The following is a 15,953-nucleotide window of genomic DNA, read 5'->3' as shown; positions in this document are numbered from 1 at the left end:
ATACACTATCAAACAACACAAATAACGCCGCGCTAGGTACAAATAGCGCGGCGTTATTGCGTTCAATGGATCAAAGATCCGCCATTCACATCGACCTCGGTTCCCGTGCAATAAGCTGACAGCGCCGAGGCGAGAAACACTGCGCATCCGGCCACATCTTTTGCGTCACCGGGTCGGCCCATGGGGATCGCGTCCAAGACGGTTTGGTACTGTTCCCGCGATAATTTACCGGCCGTGATATCCGTATCAATGAACCCGGGGCAGATCGCGTTCACCCGCACGCCATCGGGCGCAAGCTCTCTCGCCATGGCTTTGGTCAGGCCCAGTATGCCAGCTTTTGCCGCAGAATAATGTGGACCGCCGAAGATCCCGCCACCCCGCTGCGCCGAAACAGAAGAGATATTGATAATCGAGCCGTTGCCCTGCTGTCGCATCGCGGGAATGATAGCTTGGCTCATCAACAATGTGCCCCGCAGGTTCACGTCCGTCACCGCCTCGTAATCGGCCGTACTGATTTCCATGATCCGCAGGGGCTGTGTGATGCCTGCGTTGTTTACCAATATGTCCACACGGCCAAACCGTTCCTGCACCGCGCGCGCAATCCTATCGCAGTCGTCCTGACGTGTGACGCTGCCGCTTAGGCCCAAGTGCCCCGTTCCGGGCAGATCGGTGATGGCGTCTTCGGCGCCTTTGATATCGGTGATGATCACCTTCGCGCCATGTTCGGCAAACAATTGCGCTGTGGCCTTACCGAGGCCCCGAGCGCTGGCCGCCCCCGTGATGATTGCAATCTTGTCCTGTAACAGTTTCATCGTGCCCTCACATCCAGTCCCTAATCTGCTGAACCACCGCCTTGCGCGACAGGCCGTACATATCGTGCAACGTGGGCAGCGCCCCGGCCTCCAGAAAGGTGTCGGGTAGGGCGATCATGCGCAAGGTGGGATGCACGCCCGCCAGCATCAGTTCCTTGCACACGGCCTCGCCCAGCCCGCCGTTGGTCGTATGGTTCTCTGCCACCACCACCAGACGGCCTTTGCTTGCTTCTGCCAGAATGGTCGCAACATCCAGCGGCTTAATGGTTGGCACGTGGCACACGGCCACGTCGATCCCATCGCCCGCCAAATCCGTGGCCGCATCCAGCGCGCGCATGGTCATGATACCGGTCGAGATCACGAGGACATCTGCGCCCTCACGGATCATCTGTGCCCGGCCCAGCTCAAACTGATAGTCTGGCTTGTGCTGGCGGATCACATCCGGGACATCCCCGCGCAACAGGCGGGCGTACACTGGCCCCGTATGATTGATCATCGCAGGCACCATGCCCGCCACATCCGCCGCGTCGCAGGGATCAATGATTGTCATGTTGGGCAGGCCCCGAAAGATTGCCAGATCCTCGGTCGCTTGATGACTGGGGCCATAGCCGGTGGTCAGACCGGGCAGGGCGCAGGCGATCTTGACGGGCAGGTTGTCCTCGGCGATGGCCATGGCGATGAAATCATAGGCCCGGCGGGATGCGAACACGGCGTAGGTCGTGGCAAAGGGAATACAGCCTTCGCGCGCCATGCCAGCGGCGGCTGAAAACAGCAACTGCTCTGCCATGCCCATCTGGTAGAACCGATCCGGCATCGCCTCTGCAAAGACATGCAGGTCGGTGTATTTCGCCAAGTCTGCGGACAATCCCACGATCCGGGCGTCCCTCTGGGCCTGTTCCACCAAGGCGTGGCCGAAGGGGGCGGAAACGGTCTGGTATCCTTCGGCGGCCAGCGACGCGATCATGGCCGATGTTTTCGCCGATGTTGCGGGGGCCGTCCGGGGTTCGTATTTGCGCTGCGCAGGGGGCCGTTTCATAGGGGCTTGTCCTTTTCCAAAACGTCGAGGGCGGTCTGCCATTCCTGTGGCCCGACGCGGACAAAATGTGCCTGCTCGCGCGTCTCAAGGAAATCGACGCCTTTGCACATCTTGGTGTTGCAAATAATGACACGGGGCTGCGGGTCCACAACATCGCGGGCGATTTGCAATGCGCGGGTCACAGCGTCCAGATCGTTGCCATCCACGGTCTGGACGTGCCAGCCGAAGGCTGCCCACTTGGGCCCCTCGGGCACGGCGGCCAAAGCCGCCCGTGTGGGACCGTCCGCCTGTTGGTTGTTGAAATCCACGATACAGATCAGGTTGTCCAACCGCCACTGGACTGCGGACATCACCCCTTCCCACGTGGAGCCTTCGCCCAATTCGCCATCTGACATCAGGTTATAGACAAAGGCGGGGTTCCCTTTGCGGCGCAATCCCAAGGCTGCGCCCACGGCTATCCCCAGCCCCTGACCCAAAGAACCGCCCGTGATTTCCATTCCCGGGGTATAGCTGGCCATGCCCGACATGGGCATGCGGCTGTCGTCCATGCCGTAAGTCGGGATTTCATCCTCGGGCAAGACGCCAGCCTCGATCAGGGCGGCATACAGGGCAATGGCGTAGTGACCGATCGACAGGTAGATGCGGTCGCGGTCTTCCCACTCTGGATCATCGGGGCGCAGTTTGGCGGCGTCAAAGTACAGGGCCGCCAGAACATCCGCCACGCCCAAGGCCTGCCCGATGTAGCCCTGCCCCTGCACCTGCGCCATGCGCAGGGCATGGCGGCGGATATTCCATGCCCGACGTGCAAGCGACACGTTGCTGATTTGATGCTGTGTCATGGCCCCCTCCCAAAGACGAATGACGTGACGCAGCCTAAGCCGCGCCAAGGGGATGGCGCAAGGATTTGAAATCGCTGGTCCGTGGATCTGCCGCGCCAACGCGAAAGGGCCGCGCTAGCCGTTGGCACTGGGGTCGTCGTCTGCGCCCCGATGCTCCATCACGCGGCTGGCAGCCAGAAGCAGCGCTGCGAGGGTGGCGGACACCAAGGCGAATGATCCCAAGCCGATGCCCGCCGCCAATCCGACCGCCCCGGCAATCCAGATCCCCGCCGCCGTGGCCATTCCGCCCACGGATTTCGACCCTTGAATGATCGCCCCTGCCCCCAGAAAGCCCAGACCGCCGATCAGGCCTTGGATTACCCGTGTGGGATCGCCGCCGGATGGTGCATCGGCAAGGGCTGTGCCCATCTCAAAGGCTGCAATCGTAAAGATCGCAGCGCCCAGAGAAACCATCATGTAGGTGCGGATGCCGATACGTCTGTCCCGTACCTCGCGGTCAAGACCAAGGATTGCACCGGCAGCCAAGGCAAACAGCAGGCGAAAGAACCAATCCGACTGCTGCATTCCGAAATTTAAAGAGGTCGCCCAGTCAATCATCTTTGGCCCACTGATGCCGCGCGCAGTGTCCTAACCGACGACAAGGTGACGCCCGGATTTTGGCAAATGCCGCAGGGCGTCGGCGCGGATGAAGCGCGCGCGACCTTGGGGCGTCTTGCTGACCTCCAGCTGCAGCAACGCGCCTTCCGCGTTGACGTGAATGTCCCGCAAACGACCAAGGGCACCCCGGCTGCTAAAGACATTGCGCCCGGTCAGATCGCTGGCCCAGACAGCGCCCGGTCCCGCGAAATCGGGCACGGGACGCGTCTGACGAGTGCGGGTTTTGCGCCATGCGTTAAAGACGGTCATCGCAAGGCTGGGGGACACGGTGTTGCCGAATGGCCCCGTCAGAAGGTCTGGCATATCGGTCAGGTCAACCGGGTCCACGTGGCCCGCAAGACTGCGGTCCCGCGCATCGGCCAGCGCCTTGGGGTCAGAGGTCAGCAATAGCCGGTCCGGGTGCAAACGGCCCGCCCGCCCGGCAATCAGGACGGGTGCGTGGCCGCGTCCCTGCCCAAGGTTGACGCGCCACCACGTGATGGCCTCGGCGTTGATGTCGACAATCACATCCTCCAGCACGCCGCGCAGGTCATCGGTGCCGCGCGCGGGCAGGTTGAACAGGTGAGAAAGTTTCATCATGGCCTAAGCCGCCGTGTTCAGTTGCAAAACGTGGTGCGTGCCGACGTCCGGTTCCGCGATCTGGTCGGACATGGCGGCACGGATCATCTTGATACCGACGATCACCTTGGCCTCGGACGCCCAGACAGCCGCTTCGCGCGGGACGAAGCGCAAGAGGGTCACCTTGGGATCCTCCGCGCCTTTCTCGAACCACGCGGCCACGGGCAAGGACCACAGTTCGGCCAGCTTGTCGGTGTCCTTTGACACCTGCAACGCGCCTTCAAGTGATCCGTGATAGTCGCCCTTGTCGGACGCAAAGGTGAAACGCCCGGTGGCCCCCACCTTCAGCGCGGCCACAAGGTCTGTGTCAGAGGCGGTGATGAACCACAGCGCGCCGCCCTCCTCGTCTGCAAAATGGGTCATGGGCTGGGGGTGTTGATCCGCCCCCTCGAGCCATAGCATCCCGACACGCGAACGGCCCAACTGATCCCACAGCTGGGCCTTCGCGAGATCGGTGTCTTCGTACCGATCAGCCATGTCTTACACCTGTGCCAAGATGCGATCGACGGTCTCGCGCACGTTTTCCTTCGTGTCGCCCGTCTTTTCGCGCAGTTTGCCTTCCAGCTGTTCGCGGTCGCCTTTGACCTGCTCCACCTCGTCGTCGGTCAGATCGCCGTAGGCTTCGCGGATTTGGCCTTTGATGTCGGTCCATTTGCCTTCGATTTGGTCGCGGTTCATAGCGGGTCTCCTTCTACGTTTGCTTCACTAGACCAACTGTCAGGTGGTCGTTTGGTTCCCGCGCGCAGACATGATTTTTTCCTGCGGGGCAACGCGACCCTGTGCGGCCAGATCGGCCCGTAATATCGCAAGGTTGCGGTGGTTGGCTTTGAATGCGGCGTCGAACACATCGCCCACGAGAGGTATCCCGCCGATGACAAGGTCGATGCCGCTGTTCAGGCCCATGCGGACGAGGGCCCGGCGGCGTGCGCCAAGGCTGTACCCTTCCTTGATGGCCCAAGCGGCGGGGCCAACTGTGACCAGATCGCCCAAACCGGGCACAAGGCCAAGGATCGAGTCCCAGCCAAAGCGCCAGTCGGTGCCGGGCAGCCGGAACTGGCTGTCCAGCCGTGTGGCCATACGGTCGAGGCGATCAAGGCGGGTGGCTGTGTCGATGGACATGGGGAATCTCCTGCTAAAAGGGACCAAGAATGCCGAGAGTGAAATGCTTGGTCAGCATTTCGGCCACGACAAGGACGATGGGCAAAACCATGAAAAGAAAGACGCGGATGATCACCATGACTTATGCCCCTGTCGTGCGGCGCAGGTTGCCAACGGTGTCGGCCTTGACCGCACCGCGCTGGCCCATGGGACGGGGCGCGCCGGTGGTGGTGTCGCGTTTTGTTTGCGCCTCCAGCTCTGCGTCCAGCAGCGCGCCGAACAGCACCACCTGGGCCGAGATCCACAGCCACGTCATCAGGATGATGACACCGCCCAAAGCGCCGAAGGTCTCGTTATAGCTGCCGAAGGACTGCACGTAGGTGCCGAACCCGAAGGACGCGGCGACCCACACCACACAGGCAAAGACGGCCCCGGGCGACACCCAGATCATGCGCGGGTTGGCGCGTTTGGGGGCATAGCGATACAGGGCCGCGAAGCCCAAGGCCGCCATGACCAACAGAACGGGCCAGCGCAGCCATTCCGACAGGGTCGTCAGCCATGGCCATTCCCCAAGGTACGTCAGAACGGCTGGCGCACCGGCGGCCACCGTGACGGCCAGCACGGCCCACAGGATCGCGGCCAGCGTATAGCCCAGCTTGGCCAGCGCCATTTCGATCATGCCGCGTTCGTCGTCTTCTTCGTAGACGCGGTTCAAGCCGATGATGATGTTCTGGGTCGCGCGGCTGGCCGACCACAGGGCCAGAACGGCAGCGACAATCGCGGCCAGGGTCAGGCTGCCGTTTTCCGCCGCCGCCACCTCGCGCAGCTGACCCAGCACGATTTCGGCCACGGCGTCGGGCAGGGCCGCGCGGAAATCCTCGGCGGCGGTCACGATCATGTCGGGGTCAAGGAACACACCGGCGATGGCCACAGTGGCCGTGATTGCGGGAAACAGGGACAGCAGCGCAAAGAACGCAATCCCCGCCGAGATCAGCCCAAGGTCCAGTGTCCCCATGCGGGTCCAGCAGCGGCTGAGGATATCCAGCCAGCCCTTGAGCGGGATTTGAGCGGGGGTGTCGGCGGTGCGTCCTCGGGTCATCGAAGTCTCCTGCTGGTTTGCAGGTCAACGATGCTGGGGGCAAATGGTTCCCTAGACCACGTCCGGTGTAGCGCCGGGCACCCGGAACCGCAGGTCTTTGCCCGCCTCCGGGTCGAATGGCACAAGCACGCCTTGGCGGCGTTCGGGCAGGGTGACGCCGTTGCGCTCCACCGCACGGGCCCATGTGGTTTGCGCCGTGGCAGGGGTGTAGAAATCCTGTCCCACATCGCCCCACCAATGGTGAATGAGGGCGCGGCGCAGGTGGGTCACACGGGCGCGATCCTGGATCCGCAGGCCAATCTCGGTGTCCCATGCCAGCGACCGCCCGTTCAAGTTGGCCGACCCGACAAAGGCAAAGTCGTCGTCCGTCACCAGCACCTTGTTGTGCACATGGACCACGGGACTGCCCGCATTGGTGTCCCACCCGGCGCGCGGGGCAAGACGCGGCTGCACGGGGCTGGTCAGCAACAGGCGCGGGCCAAAGGCGTCGCGCAGGATATCCAGCGCCTCTGCCTCCAGGGCCAGACCGTGGCGGGCGTCGATGTCCGTGTGATGGTCGAAAGCCACCTCTTCGGGCAAGTGCGGCAGGATCAGGATGGCGGTCAGCTCGGGAGTGTTCCGCGCGGCCTCCGCCATGGCCTGTGCCAAGCGGGTCGCCCGGAAGTATTGCGTTTCGATGTGGATCAGGTGGCGCGCGCGGGCGATGGCGTCCCTGTGCACCGCCTCGATCTCGGCGGCGACGGTGCGCGGCGACAGATGCGCCAATTGCACCTTGCGCGGCGCGGACAGGGTGCGCGCCAAGTGTTTCATGGGGCTGGGCCGTGCCCGCCCCGCGCAGACCGCGCGGAACTCGCGCAGGTGGGTGACAGCCTCGGCCACCGCGGGGCCGCCGCGCACCATGACCTGCACGTCGGACCACGTCCGCCGCGCCTTGCGGTCGTGATCCACGGTGTCGAACCGCCGCCGATCCAGATCAAGGCCCCCTATGTACAGGACCTGTTCGTCGATCACCGCCAGCTTTTGGTGATGGGTCACGGGGGCCAGCGTCAGGGCGTCGGTGTCCCACAGGCCGGGGGCGTTGCCCGGCACCTCGCCCGCGCGCCCCTCGCGGCCCTTTTTGAACAGCGCCGGCGCAAAGGACAGGGCGGGCAGCAATCCGGCGCGGGCCGGGTGCAAATCGGCGCTGATGTCCAGTTTGGCCCCTTGTGCCGAAACCTCGGCCAAGGCTGCGGCTTGGCGCATCGTGCGCCACGCGGCCTTGTGATAGTCCAGCCCCATCACAGGGTCGAAATCCGTGATCCGCAAGGTGACACGGACCCCGCGCCCCAAGGCATCGGCCAGCAGGTCGAACCAGTCGTGGCCCACCGCGCGGGCCTCGTCGCTTTGCAGCGGTGTCGCCAGATCAAAGATGCGGAAGGCGCCCAGAACCTCGGACTGCGCGCCCAGCACCGCACGCTCGAACGCGGGCCACGCCTGATCGGCCGTGATGTAGACGTCGAAATCAGTCATCTGCGCGCACCTGTGTCTCGCGGGTGAAGGTCAGGCGCAGCATGTAAAGGTCGTCGGAGTGTTCTAGGGTCACCTCCCCCTCCAGCTGGCGGGTAAACGCGGCGATCAGGCGCGACCCCAATCCGGTGCTGTCGGCGTCTGCCGTGCTGTCGGAGCCGATGGTGTTGGCAACCTCAAGAACCAAATCCAGCGGGTCTGCGCCAGTGCGTAAGGACAGGGCCACGCGGGGCGTCATACCGGGGCCATGGCCCAGATATTTGACTGCGTTGGTCAATGCCTCGGACACCAGCATGGACAGGGGCACGGCCTGATCGGGCAACAGGGGCACCGATATTACGTCGATTTCCACCTGCGCGCCGCCGTCCTTGGCCACGGCCAATTCTTCGACCACGCCCACCAATTCGTGCATCACCTGCGCGCTGTCTACCTGTGCCACGTCCCCCGTGGCGTAGAGCGTCTTGTGCAACAGAGACAATCCGCGCACGCGCGCCTGCAACGACGCCAGCATGTCCTTCGCCTCGGACGTGTTGGCCGCGCGGCTTTGCATATTCATAATGGAGGCGATCAGTTGCAGGTTGTTTTTGACCCGGTGGTGCACCTCGCGCAGCAGGATCTGGTTGTCCTCGACCTTTTGTTCCAATTGGGCCTCGGCCTCGGATAGGATCACGACCATGCGGTTGAAGGCAAGCTCTGCCTCCTTCATCTCGGACGGGGCGTCCCCGAGGTCCAGGCCGCCCTTGTCCAACTCGCCCAAGGCGAAGCGGCGCATGGCGGATTTCAGGGCATCGACGTGGCGCAGGACCAGTTGGCGCAAGCCAAAGATCGCGACCCCAAGGCCGGCAAGCCCCATCAGGATCGGAAAGCTGAGGGCAATGATCCGCCAAAGGGGCTGCCCGGCGGCAATCACACCCGATGGCCAACTGCCCACGATGGACACGGTGCCGGGCACTATGGGGGCGGCGGCGAAAAACCGGGTGGATCCATCGCCCGCGCGCGCCATGAATGTCTGTTCCACCTCGGCCACGACGCGGGACCCATCAAAATCGGCGGGCAGATAATCAGCAGACTGAGACAGCCCATTGGTCGCGATCAAAACATCGCCCTGCGCATTCACAATCGCCAGTTTAAGGCCCGCTGCGATGCGATCGGGCAGGCTGGTGCGCTCTAGGCCCAAGGGGATCGAGATCATCAGAATACCGCGCAGCGCGCCGTTTTCGATATGTGGGGTACGGATCACAAGGACGGGCTGATCCGTCACCACACCGTCTTTATCCGTTGAAATATAGATGCGCGGGTCCGCCAGCAGATCTTGCACGGTCGGGTCATCGGCAAAGGATTGGCCGCGCCCTTCGGTGGCGCAGCCCAGCACCCCGTCCAACCCGATATGACCGGCAAAGACGATATCGGGCCTTTCGGCCACAAAGGCGCGTAGGACACTGTCGCAGGCCTGCAGGCCGACGCCTGACACCACGGCCCCCAAGGCCTGGGCGGCGCCAATGGCCTCGCGCATCAACTCCCGCTCTTCACTTGCGGCGGCTTTGGTGCGGGCCAGCAGGGCCGCGCGGTTTGTCGCCTGCGCCTCGTCAATCACCACTGCGGTTTGATAGACAGAAATCGCGGCCAGTGGCAGCAGGGCAAGGGCGAGCAGCGCCACAAGGCGCACCTGTAGACTGCGCAGGCGGTCGGTGAACCCCATGGCCTAGACGCTGCCCGGGGCGGCGGCGATGATCCCCGCAGTGACAGTATCGGTCAACTCAACCGCCTCGTCCTCGGACAGGGCCATCAATTCAACCAGACGCGCCCGGGCCCGGCCTACGCGGCTTTTGACGGTGCCGACCGCAACGCCCATGGTTTCGGCGGCTTCTTCATAGCTGAATCCTCCGGCCCCGATCAGAACCAGCGCCTCGCGCTGTTCGTCGTTCAACTGGTCAAACGCCGCGTTGAAATCACGCATCTGCAAACGCCCGTCGTGGTCCGGCTTGACGGCCAGCGTTTCGGCAATCGCGCCCTCGGCATCGCCAATCTCGCGCCGGGCCTTGCGGTGGTGGCTGTAGTAGGTGTTGCGCAGGATCGTGAAGAGCCAAGCCCGCATGTTTGTGCCCGGCTGAAACTTGTCGATGTTGGTCCATGCCTTGACCAGCGCATCCTGCACCATGTCGTCGGCGGTGGCCTGATTGCGGGTCAAAGACACCGCAAAGGCCCGCAAGGACCCGATGTGGTCTGTGATGGCGTCGCGCGGATCACTGCTCATTCGATTGGCCTTTGTCTGTTTCAGCGGCGCGCAATTGCGCCAGCAAATCCGTGAACCGGTCGGGCACTTTCTCAGAGGCAACTTTTTCATAAGTCCGCTTGAGGTTCTTTTCGATCTCGGTCGTCAGTTTGGTCTGTTTATCTTGGTCGTTCATTTGTCACCTGCGCAGGACGGTATAATTTTCTCACGTGATACGGGAACCAACGCTGCCCGCGCGCGTTGGTTCCCCGAGATTGCAAATTTTTTTCGAGGGGACCCAATATGACCATCACAACCGCTGACAAGATCGCGCCTGAACTGCCGTTTCTGCGCCGCTATGCCCGTGCCCTGACCGGCACCCAAACCCGGGGCGATGTCTATGCCACGGCGACGCTGGAGGCGTTGATCAACGAACCGGCCCTGTTGGACGATGATTTGGCGGCCAAGACGGCTCTGTTCAAGGTGTTCCACTCCATCTGGGCCAGCAGTGGCGGGGCACTGGCCATCGCGGATACGGAGTTGGAGGCAGCGGCCCAGGCCAATATGGCCGGTCTGACCAGCGGCACCCGCGAGGCGCTGTTGCTGCACACCATCGAAGAGTTTGCCTTGGCCGATATCGCCCAGATCATGGACATCAGCGTGACAGAGGCCAAAGCCCTTGTCGACACCGCCACCACAGAAATGACCCGGGCCACGCGCGGCAAGGTCATGATAATCGAGGACGAGGTGATCATCGCCACCGACCTCGAAGGGATCGTGGCCGACATGGGCCACACCGTCACCGGCATCGCCCGTACCGCCACCGCCGCCGAAGGGTTGGCCGCCGCCGACCGCCCCGACCTGATCCTGTCCGATATCCAACTGGCCGACGACAGCAGCGGGATCGACGCTGTGAACGCCATTCTGGCCGATATGGGCGATATCCCCGTGATCTTTATCACCGCCTATCCCGAACGTCTGTTGACGGGCAACGGGCCGGAACCTGCGTTCCTGATTTCCAAGCCCTTTACCGAGGCGCAGGTCCATTCAGCGGTCAGTCAGGCGATGTTCTTCCGATCCACTGAAACTCTGATTGCGTCTTAAAATCAAATATTTACGGGAAATCGGCAAAAAACTTGGAACGGAATGTCGGGCCTCCGGTTGTCCTATCACAACAGGGCGACGCATCGCCCATCAGATAAGGAGAAACGCTATGACACTTCGTTCCATTTTGCTTGCCTCGACCGTGACCGCCGCCATGTCCACCGCCGCCGTGGCCGAGATGACATCCGCCGAGAATACCGTGCGCAACGTACTGGACCAAAACGGCTACAGCCACGTGGCCCTGTCTGATCTGTCGGACGGCGACGTGACCAACATCTACATCACCGCCACCAGTGCCGACACACCCGAGTTGGAAGAGGTGTTTGACAGCATCGGCCTAGAGCCCATGAATGGTTCGGTCGATCTGGCCAACGCCGAAGTGGCGATGACCGACGACTACAAAGAGATCGTCGCGCAGGAATTGATGGACCGTGGCTATGACGCTGCTGCGATCAACAGCCTGACGGACGCCGAGATGACCGCGCTGTACCTGTCGATCACCAGCGAGAGCGCGTCGGAAATTGAAAGCACGATCACAGGGATCATGGACTCCTAAGATCTTTTGTTTTCGCGGAACAGGCCGGGGTATATCCCCGGCCTTTTTCGGTGCTGGCTTGTGCGGCCTTGGGGGCAAGCTATCATTGGTGCAAAGGACACGCCCATGCCGCGCCGATACCAAGACATCTATCCCTCTGCGCCTTTGCTCAATAGCGAGGCGATGACCCACATTTCGGCGGCGGCCCTGATGTCCGTGCGGTACTTTCAGGCCAAACCGGACACCATGCCCGAGGATGTCTTTGCCGAACATCACGTCCTGTTGTCCCTGCAACCCGTGGCGCACCGGGTCCAGAACCGCCGCGACGGGGTGATGCACGATTACACGATCCAGCAAAACGATGTGGTGGTGACCCCGGCGGGCGTGCGGTCGGGCTGGCGCTGGTTCGGGACATCCGATGTCATCATCGTCACGCTGGACCCTGCGCAGGTCGAACGCTTTGCGCAGACCGAATTGTCCATGCTGCTGGACCCCGCACAATTTCGCGACACGCCCCTGTTTTCCGACGCGGACCTCTGCGCGGCGGGCGTGATGCTGCGCGATGCGTTGGAAAGCGACGACATGACGTCGGGCGTGATGTTCGAGGCCCTGTCGCGGGTCCTGCTGGTCAAACTGCTGCAAAAATACGGACAACGCCGACCCGAGGAGGCGGCCCTGTCGGCCAAGTTCACCTCGGCCCATTACAACCGTGTGTTGACCCATATCCGTGCCCATCTGAACCGCACCATCACCGTGGATGATCTGGCGGGCGAGGCGGGCATGTCGCCTGCGCACTTCAGCCGGGTGTTCAAGCAAACAATGGGCACCACGCCAATGCAATACGTCATGGCCTACCGGATCGAACAAGCGATGAAGCGGATGGCCGATCCCCGCGCGACCCTTGGCGATATCGCCCTTGAATGCGGCTTTGCCGATCAGGCGCATTTCTCGCGCAGCTTCAAACAGCTGACCGGCCAGACCCCGCGGGCCTGGCGTGTGGAAAGGACAGCTTAAGCAGGATTGTTCAAAAACTGCGCGCGCGGGTTCAATCAAATGCCCGTGCGCCGCCGTATCTCTGTGTCATCGGGCAGACGCCCCTGACACCAACCGGAGATACGAAAATGAAATCCTTTGCACTGACCACCGCATCCTTCCTGCTGGCCTCTACGGCGGCCATCGCGCAGGTGGAAACCCGCACCGTGACGTTTGAAAACGAAGGGGCCACCCTGTCCGGCACCCTGTACCTGCCCGAGGGGCACAGCGGCGCGGCCCTGCCCGTTGTCGTCGTGACCGGGGCCTGGACCACCGTCGAAGAACAGATGCCCAGCCTCTATGCTGAACAGATGGTAGAGCGCGGCTTTGCCGCCTTCACCTTTGACTTCCGGGGCTGGGGCAAATCCGGCGACCTGCCGCAGAACGTCCGCTTTATGGAAAGCCCCGACGCCAAGATCAGCGATATCCGCGCTGCCTTTGACCTTGTCGCCACCCTGCCCGAGGTGGACGCGACACAGATCAACGGTCTGGGGATCTGCGCCAGCGCCGGGTACATGGTGGACGCAGTCGCGGGCAATGACACCGTGAACCGCATCGGCCTTGTCGCCCCATGGCTGCAAAACGCGCAGATCGTCGAGGCGGTCTATGGCGGGGCCGAAGGCGTCGCAGGCCTGATCGAGGTGGGCCGCACGGCAGAAGCGGCTGGTGGTCAGATCATCCCGGCCGCAGGTCCCGTGGGGGCGGAAGGCGTGTTGATGCCCTTTGGCGGCTACTACTACGAGGCCGACCGGGGCGCCGTGCCCGCCTACGACAACCAGTGGAACAACGCAGGTTGGGAAGGCTGGCTGACCTACTATCCCGCCGACAACCCGCAACGCCTGACCCAGCCCCTTGCCATCGTCCATTCCGAGGCCGCGATGATCCCGCAAGGTGTGCGCAGCTTTGTCGAAGGGTTCACCGGCGAGGCGACCCTGCAATGGCTGGAAGACGTCACGCAGTTCGACTTCTACGACAACCCCGAGGACGTGCGCCGCGCCGCCGACACCATGGCCGCCCACTTCGCCGCGCAGCCCGGCACCGACAGCTAAGGCGCAGGTTGGTCACCGCACAAAAAAAGCCCCGCCGTAACAGGCGGGGCCAGTGGGGTGGCCGGTCCGAGCAGACAGGACCGGCCCGAGGCAGTGCATCCCCCGGGGTGAGGGATCACACAGGCAGTAACCTTAAGATTTCGACAGGGCCCGCAGCATCCATGCGGCGGTCTCGTGAAACGCGCTGCGCTCCGTGGCAAGGTCCTCGGTCACGGGGTCGTTGCTTTCGTCCGCGATGCGCACCACAGCGTGCAGACGGTGGGCGATGCGTTCGTGATCAGCGGCCAGATCCTCCAGCATGTCCAGCGTGGAAAGTTCCCCTTCACGGTCCTCGATGACCGACCGTTTCATGATGTCATCCATGCGCGAGGGGGCGATTTCACCCAAGGCGCGGATGCGTTCGGCCAATTCGTCTGCCGCCTTGAACATGTTTTCGTAGTGCTCTTCGGTCAGGTTGTGGACGGAATAGAACAGCGGCCCTTCCACGTTCCAGTGATAGGCGTGGGATTTGAACACCAGTCGGTAGGTGTCGGCCAGCACGTTGGCTAGGGCATCGGCAATCGCGGTCTTGTCGCGCACGCCGGTGGAAATTTCATCGGTGCCGGGGACAACTTTCAATGCGTCGGTCATGGTAGTCTCCTTCTATATCGGTTCATTTGATCAACGCGCGCCCGGCGTATTGGTTCCCGCGCCCGCGATCTTTGGCAGGCCGCCGGCGGCGGCATAGTCCACAGGCACCGAAATCAGGCTGGGCCCCTCGGCCCCCAAGGCCGCGTCCAGCACACCGGGCAGGGCGGCGATGCCATCGGCGCGGGCGTGGATCCAACCAAAGGCCTGCGCCAGTTGTTCCCACAGGGGCGTGCCAAAGGTGTGGCGGCGGGGGGCGTGCCCTTCCTCGCGCGTTTCGTGGGCGTCGATCAGGCCATAGCCGCCGTCCTCCCACACCACCACCGTTAGGCGCAGGGACAGGCGGGCGGCGGTCTCCATTTCCTGCACGTTCATCATCAGGTCGCCGTCCCCGCATAGCGCCAGCACCCGGCCCGCGTCGCGCAAGGTGGCCGCCGCAATGGCACCGGGCAGGGCAAGCCCCATGCCCGCCAGCCCGTTGGGCACGATCACCTGGCCCGGGCGTAAGGGCATGACGTGGCGGGCGATCCACAGTTTGTGCAGGCCCACGCCGGACAGCACCACGTCATCGGGCTGCAGCGCGTCTGACACCACGCGGCAAATGTCCTGTGGCGCGACCGGTCCCTGTGGGGACGCGGTGCGTTGGCGCTTCAACGTCGCCTCCATGGCGGTGCGGGTCGCCTCGAAGGCGCCGACATTGGCCCATGTCGCGCCGTTCAACAGGGCACGCAGTCCGACCAGCGCGGGGGTCAGGGCACCGATCGCCTGCCCCTCCAGCCGCCAACCGACGTCAGCGCGCGGCGCGGTTTCGGCCAGGGCCACAACGGGCACAGCCCCTTGGGATGTGATGGCAGAGGCCGAGACCTCCACCGGGTCAAAGCCCACGGCGACGATCAGGTCAGCGGCCTGAAAGGCAAGGTCCACGTAATCCGTCTCGGGCTGGCCGATGGTGAACAGGCTTTGGGGGTGATCCTCTGGCAGCAGGCCCTTGGCCATAAAGGTGGTGGCGACGGGCAGTTCCAGATCCTCGATCAGCGCGCGCAGGTCGTCCGCTGCCTCCGCCCGGATCACACCCGCCCCGCCCAGAAACACCGGGCGTTCAGCGGATTTGATGCGGGCGGCCACATCGGCCAACGCGCCCGGGTCCGTCGCGCCCAACGTCCCCGCGGGGACAGGCACGGTCGCAGCACGGGTCTGCGCCTCGGCCACATCTTCGGGCAGGCACAGATGCACGGCGCCGGGCACCTCGGCGATGGCCATGCGCAGGGCCTCGGCTACGGAACCGGGCACGTCATCGGCATCCAGCAGGGTGCGGGACAGTTTCGTGACCGGGGCAAACAGCGCCTCCAGGTCGATCATCTGGTGGGACATGCGACCCATGCGGCCCCGCGCGCCCTGCCCGGTGATGGCAAGCAGGGGCACGTGATCCAACTGGGCGTCGGCCACCCCGGTTACAAGGTTGGTGGCCCCAGGCCCAAGGGTGGCCAGACAGACGCCCGGACGCCCCGTGAGCCGCCCCTCGACGCTGGCCATGAAGGCGGCGGCCTGTTCGTGGCGACACAGGATGAAGTCGATGCCCGCCTCCTCCATCTCGGTGATCAGGGCGGTGGTTTCCTCGCCCGGAACGCCGTAAATGCGGCGCACCCCGCCGTCCCGCAGGGCCTGCATCATCGCGGCAGCGCCGCGTTGTATGGTCGATGTATCTTTCATGAAAATTCCTTCCTGCCCC

19 protein-coding genes are annotated in these 15,953 nt (G+C 63.5%); 4 read left to right on the top strand and 15 right to left on the bottom strand.

Annotation, left to right across the window (positions count from 1 at the left end):
- Positions 1-62: 62 nt before the first annotated feature.
- From ACZ1G0_RS15395 to ACZ1G0_RS15335, 13 genes are all read right to left on the bottom strand, one after another.
- On the bottom strand, positions 63-812 hold the full coding sequence (locus tag ACZ1G0_RS15395) for an SDR family NAD(P)-dependent oxidoreductase (protein WP_472737742.1): 750 nt from the start codon (positions 810-812) through the stop codon (positions 63-65).
- A gap of 7 nt (positions 813-819) precedes the next feature.
- Complete coding sequence (locus ACZ1G0_RS15390) at positions 820-1,848, bottom strand: transketolase family protein (RefSeq protein ID WP_472737741.1); 1,029 nt, start codon at positions 1,846-1,848, stop codon at positions 820-822.
- Complete coding sequence (locus ACZ1G0_RS15385; RefSeq protein WP_472737740.1) at positions 1,845-2,687, bottom strand: transketolase; 843 nt, start codon at positions 2,685-2,687, stop codon at positions 1,845-1,847. The genes ACZ1G0_RS15390 and ACZ1G0_RS15385 overlap by 4 nt, the downstream gene beginning before the upstream one ends.
- Positions 2,688-2,801: 114 nt before the next feature.
- Positions 2,802-3,251, bottom strand: a complete 450-nt coding sequence (locus ACZ1G0_RS15380; protein WP_472737739.1) for an MgtC/SapB family protein — start codon at positions 3,249-3,251, stop codon at positions 2,802-2,804.
- A 63-nt stretch (positions 3,252-3,314) separates the two neighbouring features.
- Entirely contained in the window at positions 3,315-3,923 is a 609-nt protein-coding gene (locus ACZ1G0_RS15375; RefSeq protein ID WP_472737738.1) for a hypothetical protein, read from the bottom strand.
- A 3-nt stretch (positions 3,924-3,926) separates the two neighbouring features.
- Positions 3,927-4,439, bottom strand: coding sequence for a pyridoxamine 5'-phosphate oxidase family protein (locus tag ACZ1G0_RS15370; protein ID WP_472737737.1), 513 nt, complete (start codon positions 4,437-4,439; stop codon positions 3,927-3,929).
- Between the two features lie 3 nt (positions 4,440-4,442).
- Entirely contained in the window at positions 4,443-4,640 is a 198-nt protein-coding gene (locus tag ACZ1G0_RS15365) for a CsbD family protein (RefSeq protein ID WP_472737736.1), read from the bottom strand.
- A gap of 39 nt (positions 4,641-4,679) precedes the next feature.
- A complete protein-coding gene (locus tag ACZ1G0_RS15360; RefSeq protein ID WP_472737735.1) occupies positions 4,680-5,081 on the bottom strand; it encodes a DUF4112 domain-containing protein in 402 nt (133 codons plus the stop codon).
- 121 nt (positions 5,082-5,202) lie between these two features.
- A complete protein-coding gene (locus ACZ1G0_RS15355; RefSeq protein WP_472737734.1) occupies positions 5,203-6,159 on the bottom strand; it encodes a YihY/virulence factor BrkB family protein in 957 nt (318 codons plus the stop codon).
- A gap of 51 nt (positions 6,160-6,210) precedes the next feature.
- Positions 6,211-7,668, bottom strand: coding sequence for a phospholipase D family protein (locus ACZ1G0_RS15350; protein ID WP_472737733.1), 1,458 nt, complete (start codon positions 7,666-7,668; stop codon positions 6,211-6,213).
- A complete protein-coding gene (locus ACZ1G0_RS15345; protein WP_472737732.1) occupies positions 7,661-9,364 on the bottom strand; it encodes a sensor histidine kinase in 1,704 nt (567 codons plus the stop codon). Before ACZ1G0_RS15345 ends, ACZ1G0_RS15350 begins: the two co-directional genes overlap by 8 nt.
- Positions 9,365-9,367: 3 nt before the next feature.
- Positions 9,368-9,919, bottom strand: coding sequence for an RNA polymerase sigma factor (locus ACZ1G0_RS15340; protein ID WP_472737731.1), 552 nt, complete (start codon positions 9,917-9,919; stop codon positions 9,368-9,370).
- On the bottom strand, positions 9,909-10,073 hold the full coding sequence (locus ACZ1G0_RS15335) for a NepR family anti-sigma factor (RefSeq protein WP_472737730.1): 165 nt from the start codon (positions 10,071-10,073) through the stop codon (positions 9,909-9,911). The genes ACZ1G0_RS15340 and ACZ1G0_RS15335 overlap by 11 nt, the downstream gene beginning before the upstream one ends.
- 107 nt (positions 10,074-10,180) lie before the next feature.
- Between ACZ1G0_RS15335 and ACZ1G0_RS15330 the strand changes: the two genes are divergently transcribed.
- The 4 genes from ACZ1G0_RS15330 (at position 10,181) to ACZ1G0_RS15315 (ending at position 13,597) form a co-directional block, all read left to right on the top strand.
- Complete coding sequence (locus tag ACZ1G0_RS15330) at positions 10,181-10,981, top strand: response regulator (protein ID WP_472737729.1); 801 nt, start codon at positions 10,181-10,183, stop codon at positions 10,979-10,981.
- A gap of 109 nt (positions 10,982-11,090) precedes the next feature.
- A complete protein-coding gene (locus ACZ1G0_RS15325) occupies positions 11,091-11,537 on the top strand; it encodes a hypothetical protein (protein WP_472737728.1) in 447 nt (148 codons plus the stop codon).
- 105 nt (positions 11,538-11,642) lie between these two features.
- The gene (locus ACZ1G0_RS15320) at positions 11,643-12,530 is read left to right on the top strand and encodes a helix-turn-helix transcriptional regulator (protein ID WP_472737727.1); all 888 of its coding nucleotides are present in this window, start codon (positions 11,643-11,645) and stop codon (positions 12,528-12,530) included.
- A gap of 107 nt (positions 12,531-12,637) precedes the next feature.
- The gene (locus ACZ1G0_RS15315) at positions 12,638-13,597 is read left to right on the top strand and encodes an alpha/beta hydrolase (protein WP_472737726.1); all 960 of its coding nucleotides are present in this window, start codon (positions 12,638-12,640) and stop codon (positions 13,595-13,597) included.
- A gap of 132 nt (positions 13,598-13,729) precedes the next feature.
- Here ACZ1G0_RS15315 and ACZ1G0_RS15310 read toward each other — a convergent pair whose 3' ends face one another.
- Both ACZ1G0_RS15310 and ACZ1G0_RS15305 read right to left on the bottom strand, forming a co-directional pair.
- Positions 13,730-14,227: a Dps family protein gene (locus ACZ1G0_RS15310; RefSeq protein ID WP_472737725.1), complete on the bottom strand. Its 498-nt coding sequence runs from the start codon at positions 14,225-14,227 to the stop codon at positions 13,730-13,732.
- Between the two features lie 30 nt (positions 14,228-14,257).
- Positions 14,258-15,934, bottom strand: coding sequence for a thiamine pyrophosphate-binding protein (locus ACZ1G0_RS15305; protein WP_472737724.1), 1,677 nt, complete (start codon positions 15,932-15,934; stop codon positions 14,258-14,260).
- Positions 15,935-15,953: the final 19 nt, after the last annotated feature.

The sequence above is a fragment of the Thalassobacter sp. HA4-2 genome, from assembly GCF_055693705.1.
Note: the sequence above shows the minus strand (reverse complement) of the source record. Positions and strands in the feature narration are given on the sequence as shown.